Source organism: Microbacterium oxydans, from assembly GCF_000956525.1.
In the GTDB taxonomy this organism is placed as follows: Bacteria; Actinomycetota; Actinomycetes; order Actinomycetales; family Microbacteriaceae; genus Microbacterium; species Microbacterium oxydans_A.
The window spans coordinates 212,069-238,038 of the sequence record NZ_JYIW01000024.1; the positions used below are offsets into that span (position 1 = coordinate 212,069).

Genomic DNA, 25,970 nt, shown 5'->3' on the forward strand with positions numbered 1-25,970 from the left:
AGCGCGTGCGGAATGGGTACGCGCAGCAAGTAGCCTAGTCGAGACATGAATCAGACCTCTCGATTGCGGCGCATCGCAGGCCTCGGCGGCCGTTTCCTGATCGTCGGGGGGCTCAGCACCCTGATCGAGATCGGCGTCTTCAACCTGCTCGTGTTCGTGTGGGGATGGGACGTCGTCACGGCCAAGATCGTGGCCTCGCTCGTCGCGCTGGTGAACGCGTACCTCGGCAACCGCGAATGGACCTTCCGTCATCGTGATCGCCGCAGCCGGACCTCGGAACTCGTCCTGTTCGTGCTGACGAACGCCGCCTGCACGGCGATCGGCGCCGGCCTCGTCTGGCTCGGCGTCGAGATGGCGGCGAGCATCCTCGGGAAGGCACCGGGCGCGATCGCCGTCAACGCCGTCAACCTCGTGAGCATCGTGATCGTCGTCGCTCTGCGGTTCGTGCTCTACCACTTCATCGTGTTCCGCTCGCCTGCGAAGCGCTGACGCCGCATCAGGTGGTCTCGTCAGCCATCGCGTCGAGCTGCAGCGCGACGCCTGGCCACTCTGCGCGCAGTCCGCGGACTCGTATCGCCGCCCAACTCGTGCGTCGCACCATACGTGTAGGCGCCGTAGCCGTAGCTGTCCGGCCCCTTCGTCGGCAGCATCGTGACGACGAGACCGAGCAGGTCGACCCCGGCGGTCGTGAGCGTGCGGATCGCACCCTGCAACTCCGGCTTGCGGGTCTTGCCGGAGGCGGCGGCGAGGATGAGCCCCCGCGTCTTCTTGCCGATCACGGCGGCATCCGTCACCAGCAGCAGCGGCGGCGCGTCGATCAGGATGTAGTCGAAGTACTCGGACAGCGTCGACAGCACCGTGTCCATGGCGCTCGACCCGAGCAGCTCGCTCGGGTTCGGTGGTACCGCACCGCTGGGCAGCACGTAGAGCTCGTTCGTGCCCCACTTGCGCAGCGCCTCCGACAGGGGCACCTGTCCGATCAGCACGTTGGTGAGGCCGACGCCGCCCTCCATCGCCATATAGTCGGCGATTCGGGGGAGGCGCAGATCGCCGTCGATCAGCGCGACGCGCGCGCCAGTCTCGGCGAGCGCGATCGCGAGGTTCGCGGTGGTGGTCGATTTGCCCTCGCCGGGGCCCGAGCTCGAGATGACGAAGGTGCGCGACTCGGCATCGACGTCGAGGAACTGCAGGTTCGTGCGCAGCGCGCGGAACGACTCGGCGCGCGGGCTGCGCGGGTCGGCGTGCACGATCAACGGTCGCTTGGGCGCATCGGGGTCGAACGCGATTCCGCCGAGGAGCGGACGATCGGTGATCATCTCGAGGTCGTGCAGCGTGTGGATGCGGGTGTCGAGCACCGTGCGCAGGACCGCGAAGGCGATGCCGACGGCGAGGCCGAGCAGCCCTCCGATGATCACCAGGAGCGGGACGTTCGGGCTGGACGGGCCGGTCGGAACCGCGGCGGGGTTCGTCACCGTGACGTGCACCGGGCTCACCCCTCCCTCGACGGCCGGACGCTCGAGCGTGTTCTGCACCGCGTCGGTGAAGCTCACCGCGGTCTGGTTGGCGATCTTCGCCGCGCGTTCCGGATCGGTGTCGGTGACGGTGATGTTGATCATGACGGTGTTCAGGGGCGTGCTCGCCGACACCTTGCCCGCGAGCTGACGCGCGGTGAGGTCGAGGCCGAGTTCTTCGATCACGGGGTCGAGCACGAGTGCGGTTCCGATGGTGTCGACGTAGCTCGTGACCATCTGCCTCGCGAAGGTCGTGCCCTGCACCAGGTCACCGGTGGCGGCTCCTTCTGTGCGCACGGAGACGTACAGCTGTGTCGACGTGACGTACTTCGGCGCCTGCAGGTAGGCGTACGCGCCGCCGCCGGCGAGGCCGACGATGAGGAGAACCAGGATGACGATCCAGTTCTTCTGCAGGATGCGGATGTAGTCGCGGAGCTCCACGTGGTCTTTCCCTCTGGTTGTCGTCGCGATCGGACGCGATTCGGATCAGTGTATGTCGGGCGCTCGGTGGCGCCCTGGTCTATCCCGCGTCGGCGCCGTACCCGTAGGAACCTGCGAGCGCACGGTCGGGTCCGCGGGTCGGCAGCATCGTCACGACGGTGCCGAGGACCCGTGCGCCGACGTTCTCGATGTTGGTGACGGCGTCGCGCACGCGCGGGATGACCGACTTGCCTGCGGCCGTGACGAGGATCGCGCCCGAGGTGCGCCGGGCGATCACGGCGGCGTCCGTGACGAGCACCACCGGCGGGGCATCGATCAGGACGATGTCGAACGCCTCGCGGAGGTCGTCGAGCAGGCGTCCCATCTCGGTCGACCCCAGGAGCTCCGCGGGATTCGGGGGGACAGTCCCCGAGGGGAGGACGAACAGCGTCCCTCGGCCCCAGCGCTGCATCGCGTCGGCGGCGGAGAGGCGCCCGGCCAGCACCTCGGTGAGGCCGACCCCACCCTCGATGCTGAAGTACTCGGCGATGCGGGGGAGTCGCAGATCTCCGTCGACCAGGGCGACCTTCGCGCCGGTCTCCGCGAAGGCGATCGCGAGGTTGGCGATCGTGGTCGACTTCCCCTCGCCCGGGCCCGCGCTCGTCACGACGTACGACGGCGTCTCGCCTGCTGGACGCAGGAACTGCACGCTGGTCCTGAGCGAGCGGTACGCCTCGGCGCGCGGATCGCTGCCGCCGGCCGAGACGACGAGCGGGCGCGCACCGACGGAGGCGTCGAAGATCGTCGTGCCGAGCACTGGTGCGCCGGTCGCCTCGGCTGCATCCTCGATGCTGCGGACGCGTGCGTCGAGGGTGGTCCGCAGCACGGTGAGGAGGATGCCGGCGGCGAGGCCGAGAAGTCCGCCGCCCGCGATGGACAGCGGGCGATTGGGCGCGGACGCTGCCGTCGGCACCGTGGCCGGCTGGATCACATCGACTCGGACGATGCTGGCGCGGCCATCGGAGGGTCGCTCGAGCTGTTCGGCCACCACGGTCGAGAAGCTGTCGGCCACGGCGTTCGCGATCCGTGCGGCCCGCCCGGGCATGGCATCGGTGACGGTGATCGAGATGGTCGTCGCGGCCACCGCCGCCGAGGCGGAGACGCGACCGGCGAGCTGTGCGGGAGTGTCGTTGAGTCCGAGATCGTCGATGACGGGCTGCAGCACGATCGCGCTCGGGATGATCGTGACGTAGCTGGTCACTGCTTGCAACGCGTACGTGCGGGCGAGGTTCAGCTCGGCGGTGGTCGGTGTGCCGGCGGCGCCCTGGGCCTGCCCGATCACGAAGACATCGGCCGTCGTCGTGTACCGAGTCGGAGTCGTGATGGCGATGAGGACGCCGGCGGAGAGACCGATCAGCGTCAATGACACGATCAGCACGAGGTTGTGCCGAAGCGCGCGCAGCGCCAGCTGGATGTTCATGACCCCCCATGACTTCAGATCCTTCGGCGGTCGCCGTATCCTTTCAAGACACTACCTGTCGAGCCTCCGATATATTGCCGGAGGCCACGCGTGGCGCAATGGAACCAGGGGAGCGCATGTCGGACGACGAGATCTTCGACCTCGACAAGACGCGCGACCGTGCTCGGCTCCAGGAAGCGGATGCCGCGGCATCCATCGGCGGACTCGATGCCCTCGTCGGGCGTCGGCGGACCACGCGCATCGCCGACGGGGCAGGACACGACCTGCCGCGGCTCGTCGCGATGGTCGAGGCCGCTGCAGCTGATCGAGCGCCGATGCCGCTGGTCCCGGCGCCGTCGTCCACCCGTCGTCCGCCGCGGCGCGTCGACTGGCTGAGCGTGCTCACCGGTGCTGCTGCCGTCGTCGCCGTGGCTGTCGCATCGACGTTCACCGCTGTGCAGATCGCGAATGCGAGCCCCGCGGGTGATGCCGCGGTGCTCCTGCAGTCCGACGCGGAATCCCTGCTCTCCGCCGAACTGGGCCTCACGGCATCCCGGCTCCGTGTGGAGGGCCAGTTGCAGACCGGTCTGTCGAACGCTCAGGCCTTCCAGGGAGCGCTCGCGACGCTCGCACCCGCTGACGACGAGGACCCGTTCTTCGACGCCGCGACGGTCGACGCCGCGAATGCGACCGCTGCCCAGTACATCGCCGCGCTCCAGACGGTCGCCCTGCCCGAGGAACTCCCCGAGTGGATCAAGCCGACGGTCGACGAGCAGTCGCTCTCGAGTGTCGCGACCGCGATCGATGAGGTGCAGGCACGCGCAGGTCTCGTCGACGGGCAGAACAGCGAGCTGCGATCGATCAGGCAGAACATCGAGAACGCTACCGCGGGATTCACCGCGGGTGTCGATGCCCTCCGTGCAGCGGTCGGCGCGAGTGCGCAGCGCGAACTCGACGATGTATCGGGCGCGCGGCAAACGCTGCGGGATGCCGTGACGCTCGCCGCAGCGAATGTCGAAGCCGCGGACCTCACCACCGAGGCCGGCGTCGCGACGCTGGTCGCATACCGCGATGCGGTGCGCGCCCTCCGCGCGAATCAGAGCCTCGCGGTCGAGGAAGCCGAGCGGCAGCGGGAGGCGAACGCGAACCGGAGCACGGGCAACCGGACGCAGACCCAGACGCCGTCAGACCCCGGCACGGAGACGACGCCGCCGACCGATCCGACGAACCCGCCGGAGCAGACCGAGCCCGATACCGTGCCCTGAGCACGACGGCTGACGCAGCATCCGACCTGCGCGCGCTGTTTTGCTCGTATTCGTGAATTGATCCAGCGTTCGTCATTCTTCGTCGCAGTCTGCGCGAAACCGGCATTCCAGCATTCCGCTGGATGATCGGTGTGTCACGATGGAACCAGTACATGTGGTGCGACTGAGACATCGAAACCTCTCGCGGGTCCCCAGCCCTGACGAGAGGACCACGCGCTGCTGCGCGTGCAGGGGGTAATGTGCCATCGGGTTCTGAGCGGAACGAGCAAGTGTCGGTCTGGCAGCGACGGAGGAGGATCACCGCTGCCGTCGTCGACAGCGCCGCGTGGATCTTCGGCATCGTCATCGCCGTCGTGCTGCGATTCGAGTTCGAGCCCACGCCGCGTGGCTGGGTCTCCATGGCCGTGCTCGCGGTCATCGCCGCAGCGAGCCAGGTCGTCGTCGGTTACTACCTCGCCCTCTACCGCGGCCGCTTCACCTACGGCTCCTTCGATGAGGTGCGCGCGCTCGGCATCGCCGTCCTCGTGCAGGCCGCCGTGCTGTCTGCCGTCGTGATGATCGTGGGACCGTTCGTCGGGCTGCCTCGCGGCACCGTCATCCTCGCCTTCCCCTTCGTGCTGCTGCTCATGTTCGGGGTCCGCTACAGCGCGCGCCTCGTGATCGAGCGCCATCGCAAGCCCGGAGCCGAGGCGGAGCCGGCACTCATCGTCGGCGGCGGCTACGTCGGCGACATGCTGCTGCACCAGATGATGACCGACCCCACGTCGCCGTTGCGCGCCGTCGGCATCCTCGACGACGACCCGGCGAAGAAGAACCTGCGTCTGCGCGGTGTGCCGGTGATCGGCCGCACGACCGAGATCGCCGCCGCCGCCGAGGACACCGGCGCCACCACCCTGGTCATCGCGATCGGCGGAGCCGACAGCATGCTGCTGCGCCGCCTCGCCGACGACGCCGAGCAGGCCGGACTCCGCGTCACCATCACGCCGACGCTCGCCAACATGATGTCCGGCGAGCAGTCGGCGAGCGATCTGCGCGACATCAGCATCGAAGACCTCATCGGCCGGCATCCGGTCGACACCAACGTCGAGCTCATCGCCGGCTACGTGACCGGGCGTCGAGTGCTCGTCACGGGCGCCGGCGGATCGATCGGGTCGGAGCTCTGCCGGCAGCTGTCGAAGTACGGGCCGAGCGAGCTCATCATGCTCGATCGTGACGAGACCGGCCTGCAGCTCGCACAGCTCGGGACGTCGGGGCACGGCCTCCTCGACTCGAGGGATGTGGTGCTCGCCGACATCCGTGAGACCGAGACGCTGAACGGCATCTTCGCCGACCGCCGCCCAGAGGTCGTGTTCCACGCGGCAGCGCTCAAGCACCTGCCGATGCTCGAGCAGTACCCGGACGAAGCTTGGAAGACGAACGTGCTCGGCACGCTGAACGTGCTCACCGCCGCGCAGGCCGTCGGCGTCGACACCTTCGTCAACATCTCCACCGACAAGGCGGCCAACCCGACCAGTGTGCTCGGGCACTCCAAGCGCGTCGCCGAGAAGCTCACCGCATGGGCTGGCGAGGAATCGGGCATGCGGTACCTCTCGGTGCGCTTCGGCAACGTGATCGGCAGCCGCGGTTCGATGCTGCCGACGTTCCAGACGCTGATCGAAGCCGGCGGACCGATCACGGTCACGCACCCCGATGTCACGCGCTACTTCATGACCATCCCCGAGGCGTGCCAGCTCGTGATCCAGGCCGGCGGCATCGGCCGCGCCGGCGAGGTGCTGATCCTCGACATGGGCGAGCCGGTATCGATCCTCGAGGTCGCCAAGCGCATGATCGCGATGTCGGGCAAGAAGATCGAGATCGTGTTCACGGGGCTCCGTCACGGCGAGAAGCTGCACGAGGTGCTCGTCGGGTCGACCGAAGACCTCGAGCGTCCGTTCCACCCGAAGGTGTCGCACACCAAGGCCGATTCGATCTCGCCTGACCGCCTCGACAAGGCAGGCTGGGAGGCGCGGATGCTGGCAGTGCCGCGCAACAACGACACCGCCATCATCGAGCCCATCAGACTCGACAGCACGGAGTTCAAGAAGTGACCGCACGGATCTACATGTCCTCGCCCGACGTCGGCGAGCTCGAGGAGAATGCGGTCCTCGCGGCGATGCGCTCCGGATGGATCGCGCCGCTCGGCCCCGACGTCGACGCCTTCGAGCGCGAGCTCGCGGAGCGGGTCGGCGTGGCGCACGGCGTCGCGCTCAGCTCCGGCACCGCCGCGCTGCACCTCGGGCTGCTGACCCTCGGCATCGAGCCGGGCGACATCGTGCTCACCTCGACGATGACGTTCGCCGCGACGACCAACGCGATCGTCTACACCGGCGCCGAGCCGTACTTCATCGACGCCGACCCCGAGACCGGCAACATGGACCCGGCGCTGCTCCGCCAGGCGCTGCAGCAGCTGCACGCCGCGGGCGAGCGGGTCGCCGCGATCGTGCCGGTCGACCTGCTCGGCAAAGCGGTCGACTACACCGCGATCCTCGCCGCTGCTGCCGAGTACGACGTGCCTGTGCTCTCGGATGCGGCGGAGTCGCTCGGCGCGAGCCACCGCGGCACCGCAGCAGGCAGCTTCGGTCGCGCATCGATCGTGTCGTTCAACGGCAACAAGATCATGACCACGTCCGGCGGCGGGATGCTGCTGACCGATGAGCCGGAGATCGCACAGCACGTGCGGTACCTCGCGACGCAGGCCCGGCAGCCGGTCGTCCACTACGAGCACACGGACATCGGCTACAACTACCGCATGAGCAACCTGCTCGCTGCCCTCGGGCGCGCACAGCTGCAGCGCCTCGACGCGATGATCGCTCGGCGCCGTGAGGTGCGCGAGCTGTACAAGGAGCTGTTCGCCGATGTCGCCGGCGTCGAGGTGTTCGGCACTGCGGGCGACCAGGACGACAACGTCTGGTTGACCTCGATCATCGTGGACTCGGACGTCACCGGCTGGCAGCCGCACGAACTCGCCGCGGTGCTCGGCGCCGACGACATCGAGAGCCGTCCGCTGTGGAAGCCGATGCACCTGCAGCCCGTGTTCGCAGGTTCGCGGGGAGTGATCACCGGGGCCTCCGAGGCGCTGTTCGAACGGGGCCTCACCCTGCCGAGCGGTTCGGCGCTGACGGCCGAGCAGCGGGAGCGCGTGCGCTCCGCGATCGCCGCCTTCCTCGATGGGCGCTGAGGTGGCTCGTCGCACACGCCGGCCGTACGACGTCGCCAAGCGCGCGCTCGATGCCGCGGCATCCGCCGTCGGGCTCGTCGTCCTGAGTCCCGTCATCCTGATCACCGCCCTCGTCGTCCGCCTCAACCTCGGCAGCCCCGTGCTGTTCACGCAGCCCCGCCCGGGGCGCGGTGGGCGGGTGTTCCGTCTCTACAAGTTCCGGTCGATGCGCAACGTCGATGAGTCCAGGGGCCTGGTGACCGACGAGCAGCGACTCACGCGCTTCGGCCGCATCCTGCGTTCGACGAGTCTCGACGAGCTGCCCTCCCTCTGGAATGTGCTGCACGGCGACATGAGCGTCGTCGGTCCGCGCCCGCTGCTGGTCGAATACCTGCCGCGCTACACGCCGGAGCAGTCGCGTCGACACGAGGTGCGTCCGGGGATCACCGGGCTCGCGCAGGTCAATGGTCGCAATACGGTTGAGTGGGAGCAGCGGTTCGCGCTCGACGTGCAGTACGTCGACCAGCGCAGCTTCGCGCTCGACGCGCGGATCCTGGTCGACACGGTCCGATCGGTCGTGGCACGCGAGGGGATCAGCGCAGAAGGACACGTCACGATGCGGAAGTTCGGAGAAGCGGATGCCTGAACGGATCGTCGTCATCGGCGCGGGCGGCTTCGGCCGTGAGACGCTCGACGTGGTCGAGGCGCTCATCGCCGCTGGGGAGCCATTGCACCTCGTCGGCGTCGTCGATGCGGGTCCGCGTCAGGACGACCTCGGACGCCTGGGCGCACGCGGCATCGCGTATCTCGGCACGGACGAGGAATGGTTGCCCACCGCGACCGGCGACGAGCGCTTCGTCGTGGCGATCGGGTCTCCCGGCATCCGCTCGAAGGTCGCCGAGCGGTTCGCCGCCGCAGGTCTGCGGGCGAAGACCCTCATCCACCCCAGTGCTGTGATCGGCTCGCAGCCGAGCATCGGCGACGGCGTCGTGATCACCTCGGGCGTGCAGGTGTCGACGAACGTGTCGATCGGCGATCACGTGCACCTGAACCCGGCATGCATCATCGGGCATGATGCGACGCTCGCCGACTTCGTCTCGGTGAACCCCGGCGCCATCGTCTCCGGCAACGTCGTGATCGAGACCGGAACGCTGCTCGGCGCCGGGTCGGTCGTGCTGCAGGGGCTCTCGGTCGGCGCAGGTGCGACGGTCGGTGCTGCTGCGTGTGTGACGAAGGACGTCGACTCGGGGACCGTCGTGGTCGGTGTGCCGGCGCGCGTCCTGGGCACGGGTGCATCGTCGTGAAGGTGCTCATCGTCTCGCAGTACTACCCGCCGGAGGCTGTGCCGCTCCCAGCTGACCTGGCACGCGGTCTCGCGGCGCGCGGACACCAGGTGAAGGTGCTCACCGGCTTCCCGAACTATCCGACCGGCCGGGTCTTTCCCGGCTACCGCCAGCGCTGGCGCTCCGTCGAGAAGGACGGAGCGGTCGAACTGCACCGCGTGCCGCTGTTCGCGGACCACTCGCAGAACGCCCTCAAGCGGATGCTCAACTACTTCTCATTCGCGCTCAGCTCGGCGACCGCGCGCCGACTGTCCAGTGGTGCGGATGTCGTCTACGTCTACGCCACGCAGATGACGGCCGGGTTCGGCCCGTGGCTCTGGCGTGTGACCGGCGGACGTCCCTATGTCCTGCACGTGCAGGATCTGTGGCCAGACTCGATCATCGGCTCGTCCATGATGGCGGGCGGCGTGAAGGAACGGATCATCTCGGGCGTGCTCGGGCCGTGGTTGCGCAGCGCATACGGTCGCGCATCCGCCGTCATCGGAATCGCACCGACCATGGTGCGCACCCTCGTCTCGCGCGGCGTCGCTCAGGAACGAGCGCACCTCGTCTACAACTGGGCGGATGCCGGCGAGCCTGTCACCTCCGCCCTGCCGTCTGTCGATGCGCCCCGTGCCGAGATCGTCTATGCCGGCAACGTCGGGGACATGCAGGATCTCGGCACTGCAGTGCGGGCAGCGCATGCCGCCGCTGACGACGGCGTTGTGCTCACGATCGTCGGCGACGGCGTCGCGCGGACGGAGCTGCAGGCCCTCGTCGCCGAACTCGGGGCGACCAACGTGCGCTTCGAGGAGCCGGTACAGCGCGAGCGGATGCCCGAGATCTATGCACGCACGGACTTCGCGCTCGTCTCGCTGAAGGACATGCCCGTGTTCCGCGGCACGATCCCGTCGAAGTTCCAGGCGGTGCTGTCGGCCGGCGTGCCGGTGATCACCACGGTCCAGGGCGATGTGCGAGGCCTCGTCGAGGCAGACGGCGTCGGGCTGACGGCGGATGCCGAAGACGTCGCTTCGCTGACGGCTGCATTCCGGCGTGCCGCGACGCTCGCCCCCGACGAGCGTGCGGCGATGGCCCGCAAGGGCAGGGCGATGTACGACACACACTTCTCCCGCGAGTCGGGGATCTCCAGTATCGAGGAGCTGCTGTCTGCAGCCGCGAAGGGAACGAGTAGAGGACGATGAGCGAGTCATACGGCGGAGCGCGCGTGCTGGTCACCGGCGGCACCGGGTCGTTCGGGCACACGGTCGCCAAGAAGCTGCTGGAGCGCGACGTCGCCGAGATCCGCATCTTCAGTCGTGACGAGGCGAAGCAGGATCTGATGCGTCACGAGATCAAGGACTCGCGTCTGCGGTTCTACGTCGGTGACGTCCGCGACTACGACAGCGTCGATCGCGCGACGCGCGACGTCGATTTCATCTTCCACGCGGCGGCCCTCAAGCAGGTCCCCTCGTGCGAGTTCTTCCCGATGGAAGCGGTCCGCACGAACGTGCACGGCAGCGAGAACGTCGTCCGCGCGGCCGACCGCAACGGCGTGCGCTCGGTCGTCGCGCTCAGCACCGACAAGGCCGTCTATCCGGTGAACGCGATGGGCATGTCGAAGGCCCTGATGGAGAAGGTGGCGCAGTCGCACGGGCTCAACAACCCGAACACCGACACCACGGTGTCGTGCGTGCGATACGGCAACGTGATGTACTCCCGTGGCTCCGTCATCCCGCTGTTCATCCGTCAGATCAAGGCGGGCAACGACATCACGATCACCAACCCCGAGATGACGCGGTTCATGATGTCGCTTGCGCACTCGGTCGACCTCGTCGAGTTCGCGTTCCGCAACGCGCAGCAGGGCGACCTCTTCGTGCGCAAGGCGAAGGCGACCTCGATCGGCACGCTCGCCCAGGCAGTGCTCAACCTGTTCCGCTCGGATGCGAAGCTCGAGGTCATCGGCACCCGTCACGCGGAGAAGCTGTCGGAGGCGCTCGCCACCCGGGAGGAGCTCTCCCGCGCTCGCGACATGGGCGACTACTTCCGAGTGCAGGCCGACAACCGCGACCTGAACTACAGCGTGTACTTCGAGGAGGGCGACGTCACCCAGAGCCGCTTCGAGGACTACGACTCGCACACCGTGCAGCAGATGTCGGTCGGAGAAGTCGAAGAACTCCTCCTCACGCTGCCGGAGGTGCGTGCCGAACTGCGCCAGGCCGGGCTCCCCGAGACCTCGGTGACGAACTCGTGACTCGATTCGCCGTCACCGGCGCCGGTGGCTTCCTCGGCTGGCACCTGCGCTCCGCGGTGCAGGAATCCGGAACTGTCGTCTCTGCGGTTCCGGTCGGTGATGCCTTCGATCTGCGCGTTGCCACGGCCGCCGTCGACGGCAGCGACCGCGCGATTCACATCGCCGGGGTCAACCGTGCCTCCGATGAGGAGGTCACCGCGGGCAACATCGGCTTCGCCGAACAGCTCGCGTCGGCGCTGCGGGCGGCGAAGACACCACCACCGGTCGTCGTGTACGCGAACTCGACGCAGTCGACGAACGGCTCGGTCTACGGTGAGGCGAAGGCCCGGGCCGCCGAGATCCTCGCCGGCGCGGCATCCGATGTCGGGGCCGAGTTCATCGATGTGCAGCTGCCGAACCTGTTCGGTGAGCACGGGCGTCCGTTCTACAACGCGGTCACCGCGACGTTCAGTCACCTGATCGCGGCAGGCGAGAGCCCGGTCGTCGAGCACGACAAGGAGCTCACGCTCCTGCACGCGCAGAACGCCGTCGATCTGCTCACCGGAACGGTGCCGTTGCAGCGGCTCGGCGAACTCGAGCGGTATGAGTCCGTGACCGGCCTGCTCGCGCGGCTGCAGGGCTACGCCGAACTCTATGGTCGGGGCGAGATCCCCAGCGTCGCCGATGACTTCGATCGCGACCTGTTCAACACGTACCGCTCGTACACCTTCCCTGCGCAGTCGCCGATCGACCTCACCAGGCACGCGGACGCACGCGGATCGTTCTTCGAGATCATCCGGTCGCACGGTGGTCCGGGGCAGTCGTCGTTCTCGACGACCGTGCCAGGCGTGACCCGCGGCGATCACTACCACCGACGCAAGATCGAGCGCTTCACGGTGCTGCAGGGCCGCGCCCGGATCTCGCTGCGCCGCCTGTACTCTGATGAGGTCGTCTCCTTCGAGGTCTCGGGCGATGCACCCGGTGCCGTCGACATGCCGACGATGTGGTCGCACAACATCACCAACATCGGTGACGACCTGCTGTACACCTCGTTCTGGACCAACGACATCTTCGACCCCGCAAACCCCGACACGATTGCCGAGGCAGTGTGACCATGGCCGACAAACTCAAGGTGATGACGGTCGTCGGAACCAGGCCGGAGATCATCCGCCTGTCCGCGACGATCAAGCTCCTCGACGAGCACACCGAACAGGTGCTGGTGCACACGGGGCAGAACTACGACTACGAACTCAACGAGGTGTTCTTCGAGGACCTCGGGCTCCGCCGTCCCGACCACTTCCTCAACGCCGATGTCTCATCGCTCGGCGCTGCGCTGGGGTCGATCCTCACGAAGACCGAAGAGGTGCTGCGCGCCGAGCAGCCCGACGCGTTCCTCGTGCTGGGTGACACCAACAGCTGCATCTCCGCGGTCATCGCGAAGCGCATGAAGATCCCCGTCTTCCACATGGAAGCCGGCAACCGCTCCTTCGATGAGAACGTGCCGGAAGAGACCAACCGTCGGCTGGTCGACCACGTGGCCGACTACAACCTCGTGTACACCGAGCACGCGCGTCGCAACCTGCTCGCCGAAGGGCTGCACCCGTCGAAGATCCTGCTCACCGGCTCGCCGATGCGAGAGGTGCTGGAGCAGAACCGCGAGCAGATCGAGGCCAGCGACGCCGTCGAGCGCGCCGGACTCAGGCCGGGGGAGTACTTCCTCGTCAGCCTGCACCGCGAGGAGAACGTCGACAACCCGGCGCGGCTGCGGTCGGCAGTGGACGCGCTGCAGGCGCTGAGCGAGGAGTACGCCCTTCCGGTGCTGGTCTCCACGCATCCGCGCACTCGCAAGCGTCTGGAGAGCCTCGGCATCGCGGAGAGCGAGAACATCCGCTTCCACGCTCCATTCGGATTCCACGACTACTGCAAGCTGCAGCTGCAGTCGAAGCTCGTGCTCTCGGACAGCGGCACGATCAGTGAGGAGTCGAGCCTGCTCGGATTCCCCGCAGTCACACTGCGCGACTTCATCGAGCGCCCTGAATCCGTCGACACCGGGGCGATCATCACGGCCGGCATCGAGCCGGCGCGTGTGCTCGCGGCCGTCCGTGTCGTGCTGGCGCAGAAGCGTCCTCCGTACACGCCGGCGGATTATCAGATCGATGACACCTCGCAGCGCGTCGTGAACTTCGTGCACGGAACCGTGCCTTCACATCGCCGGCGGCTGGGCCTGCTTTCGAGCGGCGAGTGATGGTCGAGTGGCGACTGTTGCCGGCCGGCCCATCAACCACATCGACCTCACAGGAGGCTGAGTCGGCGCATGTCTGAAGCGCTTGTGTATTACTTCGCGTTCCCCCACTACCGCAAGGGGATCCTCGACGGACTCCGCTCGCAGCCCGAGCCGACGTTCGATCTCGCGGCGGGCAGCAGCTCGCGCGCGAACATCAAGGCGCTCGGGGCCGAAGACATCGACGGACTCGAGATCGTGCGGAGCTTCCGTCTCGGACCGGTGAGCTGGGACCGTGGCGTCGTTCGTCGGGCGAGTTCGCGCAGATACCGGACAGTGGTTCTGGGGCCCGCGACGTTGTCGCTGAGCACCTGGGCGATCCTCGTCGCGCGTCGTCTGCGTGGGCGCCGGACGTTCCTCTGGGGCCAGTGCGGGCGCTTCGGTGATCGCTCGTTGAAGCGCCGAGTGCAGGAGACGATGAACCGATTGGCCACTGGGCTGCTCGTGTACGGAGAGAACGAGGCCGTTGCCGCGACGCAGCTGGGTCTGTCTCCGCGGCGGGTCACGGTCATCAACAACGCGACCCACTCCAACCGTGATGTTCTGGATGCACAGGACCACGCCGACCAGCTCGCTCGTGCGAAAGCAGCCGCCGCGAGCGCGGAACGCGAGGGCCAGCTGCGGTTGCTCTTCGTGGGGCGACTCAACCAGGACAAGCAGCTCGACGTGCTGCTGCGCGCGGCCGCGAAGCTGAAGGCGCAGTATCCGGGACTCGTCATCGACCTCATCGGCGACGGCGACGCACGCACGGATCTCCGCGACGAGTTCGACCATGACTGGGTCCGATTCCACGGGTGGGTCTACGACACCGATGAACTGAACGAGTATTTCCGGGCCGCGACGTTCGTCTGCTCACCGTTCCACATGGGTCTGCTCGCCATCGATGCACTCCGAGCCGGGACACCGGTACTGGTCCCGGACAATCCGATGAACGGTTCGGAAGTCGAAGCGCTCACTCCGATGGTGAACGCTGTGCGGTTCCCGCCCGGTGACGAGGACGGCATCGTCGCCGCGGTCGGCCGATGGTTCTCCGTCGTCGGTGACCTCGAGATCGATCTGTATCGGCAGGCGAGGACGACGGCCCTGGAGACATGGGACCCCGCGGGAGTCGCGGCGGCCATCAAGCGTGCGACGGCGGAGCGGACATGAGCGCAGGAACGAGCAGTCAGACGCCGACATTCCTGTGGTTGACGGGGCACGTGCGCAACGTCGGCGATTCGATGCTGCGTCGGCCTCTCGCTGATCTGTATCGCAGCGTCGGGCCGATCAGGGTCTGGTCCGGTGCCCCGGCTTCCGGCTACGCTGCGGGGCTGCGGATCGCCGCCGAGGAGAGTTCGCCGACGTTCCGGAACTGGGCATGGGAGTTCACGATCGCGGCGATGCGGGGTCGGCCGACCTTCGTCTTCAACGCCGGCGAGTTCGGCGTCACGAAGGCGTACTTCTTCGGACTGCTGGCGCTGGCGCCGGCTCTCATCCTGGCCCGCGCGAAGGGCTCACGTATCGTCTGGGCCGGTGCCGGCGTGAAGAACCGACGGAAGTACTTCATGTGGCCGTTCGACGCGCTGGCCAGGGCCGCGGGAGATCTGCGATGGCGCGATGTCACGTCGACGTCGCTGATGGGACGGGGCCGGACGATGCCGGACTGGGGCTTCGGTATCGGCCCGGGCGGCCAGTCCGCGCCTGCGCTCGACGTCGCGGAACCGACGTCCCGTCACAAGATCGCCCTCTCGCTGCGCGGCGATCGCACGGAACCGTCCGAGGAGTGGCTCGACGCGGTCGATCGCCTCGCGCACCGGCTCGACCGTGAGATCGTGTGCGTGGTGCAGGTGCAGGACGACGACGCACTGATGCGGCGGGTCGCCGATCGGTTGGGTGCGGAGCTCGTCGGCTGGGGAGACGGCGATCACTGGGCCCAGGAGCAGCGCGTCCGGGAGGCGTACTCGCAATCCGTTCTCGCACTGTCTGATCGGCTCCATGGCTTGGTCATCGCGGCGACCGAGGGCGCGATCCCGCTCGGTTGGTGCGAAGCGACGACCGTGAAAGTGACGAACCACTTCGAGGTCATCGGGGCGGATCACGTCGGACCAGGGGGTTCCCCGGTGGTCGACCTGATCGACGCACTCGACGAGGCCCGCATCGTTGAACTTTCGGTGGAGTCCACCGCGCGCATCATCGACGCCCGAGCGCGCGTCGATGCCGTCCGCGAGGAGCTTGCGGCGGCGGAACTGCGCTGATGCAGCGGAGACAGGGTGACGGTGAGGCGAGATGAGTCGTGAGCGATGGCTGGTGGTCGGTGGGCAGGCCGCAGGGCAGCTCGCGACTGTCGCCACGCTGCCGCTGCTGACCCGGATTCTCGATCCCGCGCCCATGGGCCTCTATCAGGCGGCCTTCGCGATCGGGGTGATCCTCCAGCCGGTCGCTTCACTGCGGCTGGAGTTCCTCCTCCCCGCAGTGCGCGGAGACGGTGAGCTTCGACGGCTTGTCCGGTTCTCGACCTGGTCGCAGGTGATCTGCGGGGTGCTCGCCGTCGCGCTCTTCGCGATCCTCGCTCTGGTCGGGGAGCACGACGCTGGGCAGATCGCGCTCATGTCCGGCCTCGTCATGGTGGCGTATGCCTGGACGGTCGTCGACAACGCGTTGCTGGTCAGGCAGGGAGCGATGCATCGACTGGCGGTGCGCAACCTGCTGGCGGGGCTGCTCACGGCGGGACTGCAGATTCTCGTCGCCCTGACGGTTCCGAACATCTTCCTCCTCGCGCTCTCGATCCTGATCGGTCGCGCGGCGGCGATCCTCCTGACTCGACGCCGCACGGAACTCGACATCGCTTCTGCAGCCGACCAGGCGGAGGACGTGCCGTGGACGGGGAGTCGAGCGATCTACTCCGTGCTCTCCGGGCTGGTGTCGTCTGCATCCCTGCAGGGTCTCACGGTGTACGTGACTGCCGGGTTCGGAGCAGCTGCTGCCGGTGCGGTCGGCGTGGCTCAACGCAGCGCCAGCGCTCCCGTCGCCTTCCTCAGCCAGGGCCTGTCGCAGTACTCGCAGGCGAAGATCGCAGCGGTGCTGCGTTCAGGCGAGGGCGAGGCGCGGCGCGAGATCCTCCACCAGATCCGCGGCACCCTGCCGATCGCTCTTCTGGCGACGGTCGGGCTCGCGGTTCTCGGCCCGTTGCTGGCGCCGTTCGTGTTCGGTCCCGGATGGGGAGATGTCGGGCCGGTGATCGCGCTGCTCGCGCTCCCGATCGGCCTGCAACTCCTGTTGTCGCCGGTGATGTCGGTGTTCGTGATGCTCGGACGCGAACGCCTGTTGCTCGTCGTGCAGGTCGTCCGGCTGGCGATCTCACTGGCCGGCGCGTTCATCGCTCAGCTCGTGACCGGTGATGTGCTGCTCAGCGTGCTCGGGTTCGCGATCGGGACCGCCTTCGGATACGCGTTCACCCTGATCGCGGTGTGGCGGCTCATCCGAGAGTCCTGAGCGACTCGCTCACTTCGAGGTCAGGGCAGGCTCGCGGACGCTCTCCAGCCTCTGCTGCTTCTTGCGCAGTGACCGCTTGATCTTCATCGGGCTGTCGATGACGAATGTCGTCGTCACGAGGAACCCTGCCGTGAGGAGGAACCAGAACGTACGCGCGTTCAAGTCGCCGGAGAGATTCACACTGACCAGCTCGGCGGCGAGCAGGGCGAAGACCAGCAGTGCGATCGGATCCTTCGGCGCGCGGATGAGGAGACGGATGACGACGATCAGCACCACGAACACCGTGATGGCTCCGACCAGCGTGCCCATCTCGGCGAAGATCTCGAGGAACAGGTTGTGCGGCCAGAGGTGCCGCGGGTAGCCGGCGGCAGCGTTCCAGTTCCCGAATCCGACCCCCTCCGGGTTGTTCGCGATGATCTCGCGCGAAAGACCCCAGTAGTACGTCCTGACAGCATCATCAGCGGTTCCACCTGAGAGGAGTGTCTCGAACCGGCTGCCGGCGAAGAACGGGAGCACCTGGACAGCCCAGACCGCGCCCACGCCGCCCACCAGGATCAATGCGATTCGCCATACCCGACCGCTCCCGGCGAAGAGAGCGAGCACCACGACGCCTGCGATCACGCCGAGCACGGGGCCACGGGAGCCGGACGCGACGAGACCGGCGGCGAGGAGCGCGATGACGCCGAACATCATCCAGGCCGACGCGTACTTCTTCCACCACAGCCAGATCGCGATCAGGATGCCCGTCGCCAGCGCGCGAGCAAGCCAGATCGGGTTGGCCCCGAACGCGTCTGCTCGGCCACCATCGAAGCCGAGAAGGGTCACGACGGCGAGACCGGACGCGGCGACGATCCACACCGCGCCGAATGTCTGGAAAGAACGACGATCGCGAAGGAGTGAGGCCGCGAGCGCACTGATGAGCGTGATCGTGAGCCATTTCTGCAGCTTGTCCTCCCCGTACTCGGAGGAAGGCGCGATCGACAGGGCCGTCATCGCGACGGCGCCGAAGAGCAGCAGCACCAAGACGACAGGATGGAACCGTGGGAGCCAGCGAAGGAATTCGTAGATGACCACACCCGCCGTGAGCACAGCGGCGACCAAGGCGACCGGAAATCCCGGGATCGCCGGGAACAGGCTTCCGAGCAGAAGCGCCACGATCAAGATGGATCGCGAGATACGCCCGAACGCAGACAGCTGAACGATCGGGGAGAACTTCACGCGTCGAGCTTAGCCGTCGGCTCCACGGATCCGCATTCGATCCGCCTGCTGCCGACGGATCGCGACGCGACTGCTCATCCCGCGCAGACAGAGGGCACACGCCAGCCGCCGGCGCAGCCGACCGATAGGCTTTCAGGCGGTGTGCGGATGCGGGAGGGGCGACGGCCTCCGGGCGCTTGGAGTGACGTTCACGGGTCGCTCAGACTCGCCCCTGTCAGAGGCCCAGATGAAGAGGACACGTTCATGAAGATCTCGGTTGTCGGGTGCGGGTACCTCGGAGCTGTGCATGCTGTGTCGATGGCGGAACTCGGCCACGACGTCGTCGGTGTCGATGTCGATGCCGAGCGGATCGCGCTCCTCGCCGCTGGTACGGCGCCTTTCTTCGAACCGGAGCTGGACCAGCTGCTCGACCGCGGGCTGGCTTCCGGGCGGCTGCGGTTCACCACTTCGCCGGCGGAGGTCGCCGATGCTGACGTGCACTTCCTTGCGGTGGGCACTCCTCAAAAACAGGGTTCGCATGCCGCAGACCTGACGTATGTGGATGCCGCGTTCGAGACGATCCTCGGCGTCGCGAAGCCCGGCTCCTTGATCGTCGGGAAGAGCACCGTGCCGGTGGGGACCGCGCAGCGCCTCGCAACGAGGCTGCCGGAGCACGGCGGGTCCGTGTCGCTCGCATGGAATCCCGAGTTCCTTCGTGAGGGCTTTGCGATCAAGGACACGCTCGAGCCTGACCGTCTCGTCTACGGCGTCGTTTCGGGGGATCAGGGTCGTGACGACGCGGAGCGCCTGGATGCGGTCTATCGAACCGCGATCACTGCGGGGACACCGCGCATCATCACCGACTACGCCACGTCGGAGCTCGTGAAGGTCTCAGCCAACGCCTTCCTCGCGACGAAGATCAGCTTCATCAACGCCATCAGCGAGATCGCCGACGTGGCTGGCGCCGACATCACGGCACTCGCCGATGCCATCGGTCAGGATGCGCGGATCGGCCGACGATTCCTCAACGCGGGAGTCGGATTCGGCGGTGGGTGTCTTCCGAAGGACATCAGGGCGTTCGCGGCGCGCGCGGAGGAGCTGGGGAAGGGAAGCTCGCTCGCTTTCCTGAACGAGGTGGACGCGATCAACCTCCGCCAGCGCCAGCGCGTCGTCGATCTTGCCGTCGAGGCTCTCGGAGGTTCTGTCAATGAGCGTCGGATCGTGATCCTCGGTGTCTCCTTCAAGCCGAACTCCGACGACGTCCGTGACTCTCCCGCGCTCGACGTCGCCGTGGCGCTGAAGGGATTGGGGGCCGACGTCGTCGCGACCGATCCCGAGGGCATCGAGAACGCCCGCCGCCGCCATCCGCAACTCTCCTATGTCTCGTCATCGCGAGAGGCGTTGCGCGGAGCGGAGCTCGTCGTCCTGGTCACAGAGTGGCAGGAGTACCGCGATCTCGATCCGAGCGACGTGGCTTCGCTCGTCGCTCGGCCGCACATCATCGACGGCCGGAATGCACTGGACCCTCAGCGCTGGCGTGCAAGCGGCTGGACCTACCGAGGGATGGGACGTCCGTAGCGGTCGTCGCCTCTGCGCGCTGTCATCGGATGGCTCTCGAGCGGATCTGGCGGAGACCGATCCGTATCCGTTGCAGCCGGAGCGCTCGAAGACCGGCACCGCGCCCGCGCTCGGACACGGGCCCCGATCGGAGACTTTCCGCCGTCGGCCACAGAATCCTGAAGATGACTCGGGGGCGTCGTCTGAGCGGCACGATGCTGAGGGCGGCCCAGTAGACCCGGAGGGGAGAGCGCTGCAGCCTCCAACGCCAATCGAGGGGCACCTGAGCGTTCGAGTAATCGAGCTTCCGATCAGGAAATGCCAGGGGGAGCGCGCCCGCGAGCGCGTATTCGGCGCCGAAGCGCTCGGCGGTCTCGATCGCCGGCTCGCCGGCTGTGCTGAGTATCTTCGCTGCTGCCTCGATCTTCACCTGTGCGGGCAGTTCGCCGCGCAGGGGCCTGACCTCGTTCAACGCGCTGATCACCGCGTGCAGATCAGTCGTCGGGGTTCGTACCTTCAGGCCGGCGAACTCTCGCGGCTCCGTCGCTGCGAACGCCCTTTCGAATGCAGCGGCAGGCGCCATCGTGATTCCGGGGAACCACGAATGCACGTCGACCGCGCACCCCCATTCGCTCGCGCGGAGCGTCAAGGAATGCAGCACGCGTGTGCCGGTGAATGCGGAGAACGCCGGCGTCCAGCCCCAGTCTTCCATCGCTCGCGCGAACCGCGTCTCGGCGCCGGGTTCGACCCAGCAGTCGACATCCCCGGAATGCACGCGGTCACGAAGGCCCTGCGCGTGGAGCGTCGGTCCCTTGATGAACAGGATTCGTGCGCCCACGTCGTCTGCGACTCGCGCAAGCAGGGCATAGACGAGCTCATGCAACGGAGCCGCGAGCCACGGAGCCGCGAGATGACGGATGCGAGCGTGGTGGTCGACGTCGCGCGAGGCGATGCCCATCTGTTCCATATCCGTGACGATGTCACGCTCATCGGCCGTCAGATCGGCATCTGCGAGCGGAGCGTCGACGAGCCTCCGCCAGAGGCGGGCGCCCTCGTCGTGCAACATGAGCGGGTCGCCTGGAGTGGTCGGCGTGACGATGATCTCGAAGGTGCCGGCTGCGAGCTCGTGCGATCGGACGTCAAGCGCACCGAAGCAGATCGCAACCCAAGAAGACACATGCGTCATTCTGTCAGACCCTCGCATCCCGCTCCGAGGACGAGGCGTGTCGGACAGAGGCCGCGAGGACGCGATGATCAGGGAACTGCGGTTGAATAGCTCTGATGTCGACTTCGAACCAGACCAGAGCCAGCCTGCGCGATGACGCAGACCGACGTGATCGGCGACGATCCCGTCGTCGCAGCATCATCTGGATCGTTGTCAGCGTCGTGATCGCGTTGCTGGCCGCCGTGCTCGTCATCGGCGGCATCGCCGTGTCGAAGGCACTCACCGTCCGCGACTCGCTGACGCCGGCCGTCCCGGTCGCCAGTGGTCTGCCGTCGAAGGTCGTCTCCGGTGATGCGGCTGGTGCAGCGGCAGACGCCGCTTCGCTCAAGAAGCTGTCCGAGAAGGCTGTGGGCCAGACGAGCGGTGCGGATTGGCGTCTCGCGGAGTGGATCCCTTTCCTGGGGCCGAACCTCGCGGCGATTCGCGTCGCCGCCGAGAGCATCGACGAGGTCGCGGATTTCGCGGTGGACTCCTTGCCGAACCTCGACCTCGCGGCGTTCCGCCCCGTCGACGGCGCAGTGGATCTCGCCGCCGTCCACCGGCTCGAGGGGATCGTCTCGGACGGCGCCGCGACGTTCGCTGCCATCGACGAGCGCATCGACGGGACCGACCGAGGTGCGCTCATCCCGCAGGTCGACAATGCGCTCGGCACGCTCGATGATGCCGTGAGCGGCGTCGATGAGACGCTCGGGACGCTCGCGCCGATTCTCGACGTGCTCCCTGCGGCGCTCGGCGAAGGGGGAACTCGGACCTATCTCCTGATGTTCCAGGGCAACTCGGAACTGCGAGCATCCGGAGGTAATCCGGCGGCCCTCGCGCTGGTCACGGCGACAGATGGGCGCATCGAACTCACCACGCAGGCGACGAGCGTGCAGTTCGCCAACGCGCGGGCTGAGAGCATCTCCCCGCTCGACGCCGAGACGGAGAACATCTACTCTGACATCATCGGCCGCTGGATCCCCAACCTGACCGCGACGCCGGACTTCCCCACCTCCGTCGACATCATCCGCGCCTGGTGGGCCGATGAAGGGCTTCCGCCGTTCGATGACGTCATCTCGACCGATCCGGTCGCCCTCAGCTATCTGCTGAACGCGACGGGGCCGATCCCCCTTGCGACCGGGGAGACCCTGACCAGCGAGAATGCGGTGCCGCTTCTTCTGAACGAGGTGTATTTCAAGTACGGCGAGCACACGCCCGGCGTGCGAGCTGACGGGTCGGCGCAGGACATGTTCTTCGCCGCGGCCGCCGCGCAGATCTTCACGACCCTCACGAAGGGCGTCAGCAACCCGATGGCTCTCCTCGATGGACTGCGTCAGGCTTCCGATGAGGGGCGGATGAAGATCTGGTCGTCGAACGAGCAGATCGAATCCATGCTGTCCGGTACCAAACTCGCCGGAACCCTTCCATCGAGCAACGATCCGCAGACGATCGCCGGCGTCTACTTCAACGACACCACCGGTGCCAAGACTGACTATTACGCCGACGCGAACGTCGTCTCGTCGAGCGACCAGTGCACGGCAACCGGTGCGCCGACGTTCCAGCAGACGATCACGTTCGCGAACAACATCACGCCTGAGCAGGCCTCCGGGCTGCCATATTTCATCACGGGGCCCTTCTACAAGCCGGGTGACCTCGCCACCGACGTCGTCGTGTACACACCGGTCGGCGCGACGATCGAGTCATGGTCGGTCGACGGCGCACCCGCGACCCTGGTCTCGCAGGGTACGCACCTCGGTCGATCAGTGATCCGGCTCAGCCTCTACACGCCTCCGCAGTCGGCAGCCACGATCAACGTCACGATGAAGGGTGCTGAGGGCAGCGTCGGCGCAGACTACGGCGCCTACGACGTCTGGACCACTCCGATGGTGCGGGAGACGCCGGTGACCGTCGAGACTCCAGGCTGCGGCTGACCGCTACGGCACGGCCCAGCGCCCGAGAGGCCAGAGGATGAGTCCGACCTTGCCGACGACGTCGTCGCGCTTCATCCAGCGCCAGCATCCGTCGTCTCCCGTCTCGAGCCTCCGGCAGCCGATCGCCGAATCCGACGAGTTGCCGCGGTTGTCGCCCAGCACGAGGTAGGAGTCCTCGGGGACGGTCACAGCGGCGAAGCAGCGGTCGGACATCGGTGTGGTCGAGCAGTCGAGCTCGCCGGGTACGAATGCGGGGTCGTTGAAGATGTACGGCTCGTCCAGCGGCTCGCCGTGGATCATGACTTCGCCCTCGGCGCTGCAGCATTCCACGGTCTGCCCAGGACCGGCGATCACACGTTTCACGAGCGTGTGGGCGCCGGAGGGGCCGAACCCGGTGACCTCGCCGACCCAGCGGGCCGCGCTCTTCAGCCAGTTGCCGTCACCGGCGGTGTGCTCGCCCCAGGACTCGTCGGCGTCGAACACGACGATGTCGCCCGTCGCGGGTTCTGAGCCGACATAGGCGAGCCGATTCACGAGCACCCGGTCGCCCGGCTCGAGCGTGCCCTGCATCGACTCGCTGGGCACCACGTAGGGCTTCGCGACGAAGGTCAGGAGCAGCCCGACGACGGTGAACGCGAGCACGAGCTGGAACCAGATGCTCCCGGTGACTCGACGCCAGGTCGGGCGGGGCGTGGCTTCGCTCATCGACTCGGCTCCAGATGCGGTGTGAATCCCTCGTGAACTGCCAGACTACCTTCAGGCGCTGGGGCGACCACGGAGGAGAACCGCACGTGACGACGACCACAGCGACGCGCGCTCGCAGCTCCACGACTCAGCGTCTGCCTGTACCGGATGTGCTTCGAGGCATCGCGATCATCGCGATGCTGGTGGCCCACGCCGCGCCCTTCCTGCCGAACGTTCCCTGGGTGGTGCAGTTCCCGACGACGCAACTGAACGCTGTGGCCTCGCCCCTGTTCGCCCTCGTCATGGGCATCTCGGCGCAGATCGTCTGGAACCGGAGCACGAGCATCGGAACCACGCTGTTGCAGCAGGCCGTTCGCGCTGTCATTCTCATCGTGTTCGGCGTATGGATGGCGACGTGGGGCTCCTGGGTGGCGGTGATCCTGGCGTACCTCGGGGTCCTGCTCATCGTGGGCGTTCCATTGCTGCTGCTCCGCACGCGGACGGTGCTGATCATCGCGGCCGTCTTCCTGATCGTCAGCCAACCGGTCGTCGCCGCAGCCCGCTCCTCGGTCTGGCTGATGACGCAGCCTCCCGAGGTGCGCGAGGTCGGGGCCTGGATATTGACCGGCCCGTCGTACCGTCTCATCAACCTCGTTCCCTTCTTCCTCGTCGGGGCCGTGCTGCTTCGGCACGGTTTCCGTCGTGACCGCCTCCTCTGGGGCCTCGCGGGGCTCGCCGTCGCCGCCTACGCGGCGTCGTGGGTCGGGGAGCGTCTGGCACCGAGTGCCTCCGTTTCCGGCGACTACCTCGACACCCTGCACGACATCGGCCTGGTCTTCGCCGTCTACGTCGTGGTCGTCCTCGCCGTGACGACACGGCGCGACGGCATCCGTCGGTTCTGGGATGCGGTGTTCGTGCCGATCCGTGCCTGTGGGCAGCTCGCGCTCAGTCTCTATCTGCTGCATGTCGCCGTGATCGCCTGGTGGAACCTGGAGAACGGACGCCCGGTCGACAACGTGTATCTGGGGTGGGTCATCATCGTTCCCGGCATGATCCTGGTCGGTTGGCTGTGGTGGCGATTCATCGGCACCGGGCCGGTCGAGTGGCTGATGGGGCTCGCCACCGGACGGCGCAAGCGCTGGCGCACCACGCGGGGCTGACCGGCCTGAATCAGGCGGACGGTGTCTCGGCGAGTGCCACGATGCTGTCGATGAGCAGGATCGCCTCGTCGCTGCCGAGGGCGAGTGGACCCGCCTGCGTGCCGTCCGAGCCGATCAGGGCTGCGACGGGACGTGCGATGCCCACGTCGAGCACGGCGCCGAGGGAGCCGCCGACGTCGAGCGCGAACCGCACCCGTTCGGGGAGCGCGTGGTCGGGCGTGACGGACAGCCCCCCGTGGATGACCTTCTGCACCACGTAGACGTCGGTGAACGGCGCGACCTGTGCCTCGACCTGATGCAGGTGCGTGAGCATGGTCGCGCACGCGTGGCAGCCGGGGGAGACGAACAGGAGCAGTCTCGCGCGGGCGCTGGGGGCCAGCACGTCGACGATCTGCGCGGTCGAGGGGATGACCACGGCACCGGCGCCGTGCGTGATCCCCGCGTCGATCGAGACTCCAGCCGATGCGCGTGCCGTCGACCAGGTCGCGAGTGCGATGAGCAGCAGCGCGATGAGTGCACCGAGGATGCTGACCGATCCTGGACCGGCTGCGAATGCGTGCGGCACGCCGGGAGGGACGCCCGTCAACGACTGGCTGAAGAAGGCTGCAAGGAGCAACGCGGCCGCGATCACAACGAGCACGACGTTGCGGGTGATGAGCCGAGGTCCGATCGCCGCCGGCAACCACTCACCGAAGCATCCGCAGTCGTCGCTCACGCCGAGGCGGTGCGCGCGGACCACGACCGCCAGGAGGGCGACCGTGAGGGCGAATGCGACGCCTGCCGCGACGATGAAGAGCCAGCCGGTGGTGACGATGAGCGAGATCGCCACGATGGATTCGACGATGATCAGCGCAGCTGCGGCCGCGTTCGGATTCGCCACCCTGATCTGCAGCGCATCGAAGCCGGCGCGGCCGCGATCGGAGGATCGCAGCTTGCCGACCGCGCTCACAGCGAAGACCGCCGCGAGGAACAGCGCGAGCGGAACGGAGAACGCGGTCATGGTGTCCTCATTCTGAGCCACGAGAGCGGCCGGACCTCGAAGGGTCCGGCCGCTCCACAGTTCTGGCGGATCTGTGCGTGTC

22 protein-coding genes are annotated in these 25,970 nt (G+C 67.5%); 16 read left to right on the forward strand and 6 right to left on the reverse strand.

Annotated elements, in window-relative coordinates; genetic code table 11:
- Positions 1-45 precede the first annotated feature (45 nt).
- On the forward strand, positions 46-489 hold the full coding sequence (locus RS83_RS09520; protein WP_045279262.1) for a GtrA family protein: 444 nt from the start codon (positions 46-48) through the stop codon (positions 487-489).
- Between the two features lie 20 nt (positions 490-509).
- On the opposite strand, the gene RS83_RS09525 is transcribed toward RS83_RS09520, so the two are convergent.
- Both RS83_RS09525 and RS83_RS09530 read right to left on the reverse strand, forming a co-directional pair.
- Positions 510-1,952, reverse strand: a complete 1,443-nt coding sequence (locus RS83_RS09525; protein ID WP_045279263.1) for a polysaccharide biosynthesis tyrosine autokinase — start codon at positions 1,950-1,952, stop codon at positions 510-512.
- A gap of 79 nt (positions 1,953-2,031) precedes the next feature.
- On the reverse strand, positions 2,032-3,411 hold the full coding sequence (locus RS83_RS09530) for a polysaccharide biosynthesis tyrosine autokinase (protein WP_045279264.1): 1,380 nt from the start codon (positions 3,409-3,411) through the stop codon (positions 2,032-2,034).
- Positions 3,412-3,527: 116 nt separating this feature from the next.
- On the opposite strand from RS83_RS09530, the gene RS83_RS09535 reads away from it, so the two are divergent.
- From RS83_RS09535 to RS83_RS09590, 12 genes are all read left to right on the forward strand, one after another.
- On the forward strand, positions 3,528-4,655 hold the full coding sequence (locus tag RS83_RS09535) for a hypothetical protein (RefSeq protein WP_045279265.1): 1,128 nt from the start codon (positions 3,528-3,530) through the stop codon (positions 4,653-4,655).
- A 269-nt stretch (positions 4,656-4,924) separates the two neighbouring features.
- A complete protein-coding gene (locus RS83_RS09540; RefSeq protein WP_045279266.1) occupies positions 4,925-6,742 on the forward strand; it encodes a nucleoside-diphosphate sugar epimerase/dehydratase in 1,818 nt (605 codons plus the stop codon).
- On the forward strand, positions 6,739-7,872 hold the full coding sequence (locus tag RS83_RS09545) for a DegT/DnrJ/EryC1/StrS family aminotransferase (protein ID WP_231587760.1): 1,134 nt from the start codon (positions 6,739-6,741) through the stop codon (positions 7,870-7,872). Before RS83_RS09540 ends, RS83_RS09545 begins: the two co-directional genes overlap by 4 nt.
- A 1-nt stretch (position 7,873) precedes the next feature.
- On the forward strand, positions 7,874-8,497 hold the full coding sequence (locus RS83_RS09550) for a sugar transferase (RefSeq protein ID WP_269429886.1): 624 nt from the start codon (positions 7,874-7,876) through the stop codon (positions 8,495-8,497).
- The gene (locus tag RS83_RS09555; protein WP_045279268.1) at positions 8,490-9,155 is read left to right on the forward strand and encodes a NeuD/PglB/VioB family sugar acetyltransferase; all 666 of its coding nucleotides are present in this window, start codon (positions 8,490-8,492) and stop codon (positions 9,153-9,155) included. The genes RS83_RS09550 and RS83_RS09555 overlap by 8 nt, the downstream gene beginning before the upstream one ends.
- Positions 9,152-10,375: a glycosyltransferase family 4 protein gene (locus RS83_RS09560; RefSeq protein ID WP_045279269.1), complete on the forward strand. Its 1,224-nt coding sequence runs from the start codon at positions 9,152-9,154 to the stop codon at positions 10,373-10,375. The genes RS83_RS09555 and RS83_RS09560 overlap by 4 nt, the downstream gene beginning before the upstream one ends.
- Positions 10,372-11,424, forward strand: a complete 1,053-nt coding sequence (locus tag RS83_RS09565) for an SDR family NAD(P)-dependent oxidoreductase (protein ID WP_045279270.1) — start codon at positions 10,372-10,374, stop codon at positions 11,422-11,424. Before RS83_RS09560 ends, RS83_RS09565 begins: the two co-directional genes overlap by 4 nt.
- A complete protein-coding gene (locus RS83_RS09570) occupies positions 11,421-12,515 on the forward strand; it encodes an NAD-dependent epimerase/dehydratase family protein (RefSeq protein ID WP_045279271.1) in 1,095 nt (364 codons plus the stop codon). The genes RS83_RS09565 and RS83_RS09570 overlap by 4 nt, the downstream gene beginning before the upstream one ends.
- Before the next feature lie 2 nt (positions 12,516-12,517).
- Positions 12,518-13,648: a non-hydrolyzing UDP-N-acetylglucosamine 2-epimerase gene (gene wecB, locus RS83_RS09575; protein ID WP_045279272.1), complete on the forward strand. Its 1,131-nt coding sequence runs from the start codon at positions 12,518-12,520 to the stop codon at positions 13,646-13,648.
- A gap of 69 nt (positions 13,649-13,717) precedes the next feature.
- Positions 13,718-14,833 (forward strand): glycosyltransferase family 4 protein, encoded by a 1,116-nt coding sequence (locus RS83_RS09580; RefSeq protein ID WP_082071615.1) that lies wholly within the window; start codon positions 13,718-13,720, stop codon positions 14,831-14,833.
- Positions 14,830-15,918: a hypothetical protein gene (locus RS83_RS18300; protein WP_052679044.1), complete on the forward strand. Its 1,089-nt coding sequence runs from the start codon at positions 14,830-14,832 to the stop codon at positions 15,916-15,918. The genes RS83_RS09580 and RS83_RS18300 overlap by 4 nt, the downstream gene beginning before the upstream one ends.
- A gap of 31 nt (positions 15,919-15,949) precedes the next feature.
- Positions 15,950-17,155 (forward strand): lipopolysaccharide biosynthesis protein, encoded by a 1,206-nt coding sequence (locus RS83_RS09590; RefSeq protein WP_045279274.1) that lies wholly within the window; start codon positions 15,950-15,952, stop codon positions 17,153-17,155.
- 9 nt (positions 17,156-17,164) lie between these two features.
- Here the strand turns inward: RS83_RS09590 and RS83_RS09595 are convergent, their stop codons facing one another.
- The gene (locus tag RS83_RS09595) at positions 17,165-18,373 is read right to left on the reverse strand and encodes an O-antigen ligase family protein (RefSeq protein ID WP_045279275.1); all 1,209 of its coding nucleotides are present in this window, start codon (positions 18,371-18,373) and stop codon (positions 17,165-17,167) included.
- Positions 18,374-18,616: 243 nt separating this feature from the next.
- Here RS83_RS09595 and RS83_RS09600 point away from each other — a divergent pair, with 243 nt between their 5' ends.
- Positions 18,617-19,930: a UDP-glucose dehydrogenase family protein gene (locus tag RS83_RS09600; RefSeq protein ID WP_045279276.1), complete on the forward strand. Its 1,314-nt coding sequence runs from the start codon at positions 18,617-18,619 to the stop codon at positions 19,928-19,930.
- Between the two features lie 22 nt (positions 19,931-19,952).
- On the opposite strand, the gene RS83_RS18305 is transcribed toward RS83_RS09600, so the two are convergent.
- The gene (locus RS83_RS18305) at positions 19,953-21,086 is read right to left on the reverse strand and encodes a hypothetical protein (RefSeq protein WP_156153170.1); all 1,134 of its coding nucleotides are present in this window, start codon (positions 21,084-21,086) and stop codon (positions 19,953-19,955) included.
- 104 nt (positions 21,087-21,190) lie between these two features.
- Between RS83_RS18305 and RS83_RS09610 the strand changes: the two genes are divergently transcribed.
- On the forward strand, positions 21,191-23,044 hold the full coding sequence (locus tag RS83_RS09610; protein ID WP_045279277.1) for a DUF4012 domain-containing protein: 1,854 nt from the start codon (positions 21,191-21,193) through the stop codon (positions 23,042-23,044).
- 3 nt (positions 23,045-23,047) lie between these two features.
- Here RS83_RS09610 and lepB read toward each other — a convergent pair whose 3' ends face one another.
- Positions 23,048-23,749 carry a signal peptidase I gene (gene lepB / locus RS83_RS09615; protein ID WP_045279278.1) on the reverse strand — a complete coding sequence of 234 codons (702 nt, stop codon included), beginning with the start codon at positions 23,747-23,749 and terminating at the stop codon, positions 23,048-23,050.
- A gap of 86 nt (positions 23,750-23,835) precedes the next feature.
- Between lepB and RS83_RS09620 the strand changes: the two genes are divergently transcribed.
- On the forward strand, positions 23,836-24,888 hold the full coding sequence (locus RS83_RS09620; RefSeq protein WP_045279279.1) for an acyltransferase family protein: 1,053 nt from the start codon (positions 23,836-23,838) through the stop codon (positions 24,886-24,888).
- Positions 24,889-24,898: 10 nt separating this feature from the next.
- On the opposite strand, the gene RS83_RS09625 is transcribed toward RS83_RS09620, so the two are convergent.
- Complete coding sequence (locus RS83_RS09625) at positions 24,899-25,888, reverse strand: MauE/DoxX family redox-associated membrane protein (RefSeq protein ID WP_045279280.1); 990 nt, start codon at positions 25,886-25,888, stop codon at positions 24,899-24,901.
- Between the last annotated feature and the right edge of the window lie 82 nt (positions 25,889-25,970).

Coding starts and splice junctions, on each gene's coding strand:
- RS83_RS09520 (WP_045279262.1), top strand. CDS start 46: ATGAATCAGACCTCTCGATTGCGGCGCATCGCAGGCCTCGGCGGCCGT.
- RS83_RS09530 (WP_045279264.1), bottom strand. CDS start 3,411: ATGAACATCCAGCTGGCGCTGCGCGCGCTTCGGCACAACCTCGTGCTG.
- RS83_RS09535 (WP_045279265.1), top strand. CDS start 3,528: ATGTCGGACGACGAGATCTTCGACCTCGACAAGACGCGCGACCGTGCT.
- RS83_RS09555 (WP_045279268.1), top strand. CDS start 8,490: ATGCCTGAACGGATCGTCGTCATCGGCGCGGGCGGCTTCGGCCGTGAG.
- RS83_RS09565 (WP_045279270.1), top strand. CDS start 10,372: ATGAGCGAGTCATACGGCGGAGCGCGCGTGCTGGTCACCGGCGGCACC.
- wecB (WP_045279272.1), top strand. CDS start 12,518: ATGGCCGACAAACTCAAGGTGATGACGGTCGTCGGAACCAGGCCGGAG.
- RS83_RS09580 (WP_082071615.1), top strand. CDS start 13,718: ATGTCTGAAGCGCTTGTGTATTACTTCGCGTTCCCCCACTACCGCAAG.
- RS83_RS18300 (WP_052679044.1), top strand. CDS start 14,830: ATGAGCGCAGGAACGAGCAGTCAGACGCCGACATTCCTGTGGTTGACG.
- RS83_RS09590 (WP_045279274.1), top strand. CDS start 15,950: ATGAGTCGTGAGCGATGGCTGGTGGTCGGTGGGCAGGCCGCAGGGCAG.
- RS83_RS09600 (WP_045279276.1), top strand. CDS start 18,617: ATGAAGATCTCGGTTGTCGGGTGCGGGTACCTCGGAGCTGTGCATGCT.
- RS83_RS09610 (WP_045279277.1), top strand. CDS start 21,191: ATGTCGACTTCGAACCAGACCAGAGCCAGCCTGCGCGATGACGCAGAC.
- lepB (WP_045279278.1), bottom strand. CDS start 23,749: ATGAGCGAAGCCACGCCCCGCCCGACCTGGCGTCGAGTCACCGGGAGC.
- RS83_RS09625 (WP_045279280.1), bottom strand. CDS start 25,888: ATGACCGCGTTCTCCGTTCCGCTCGCGCTGTTCCTCGCGGCGGTCTTC.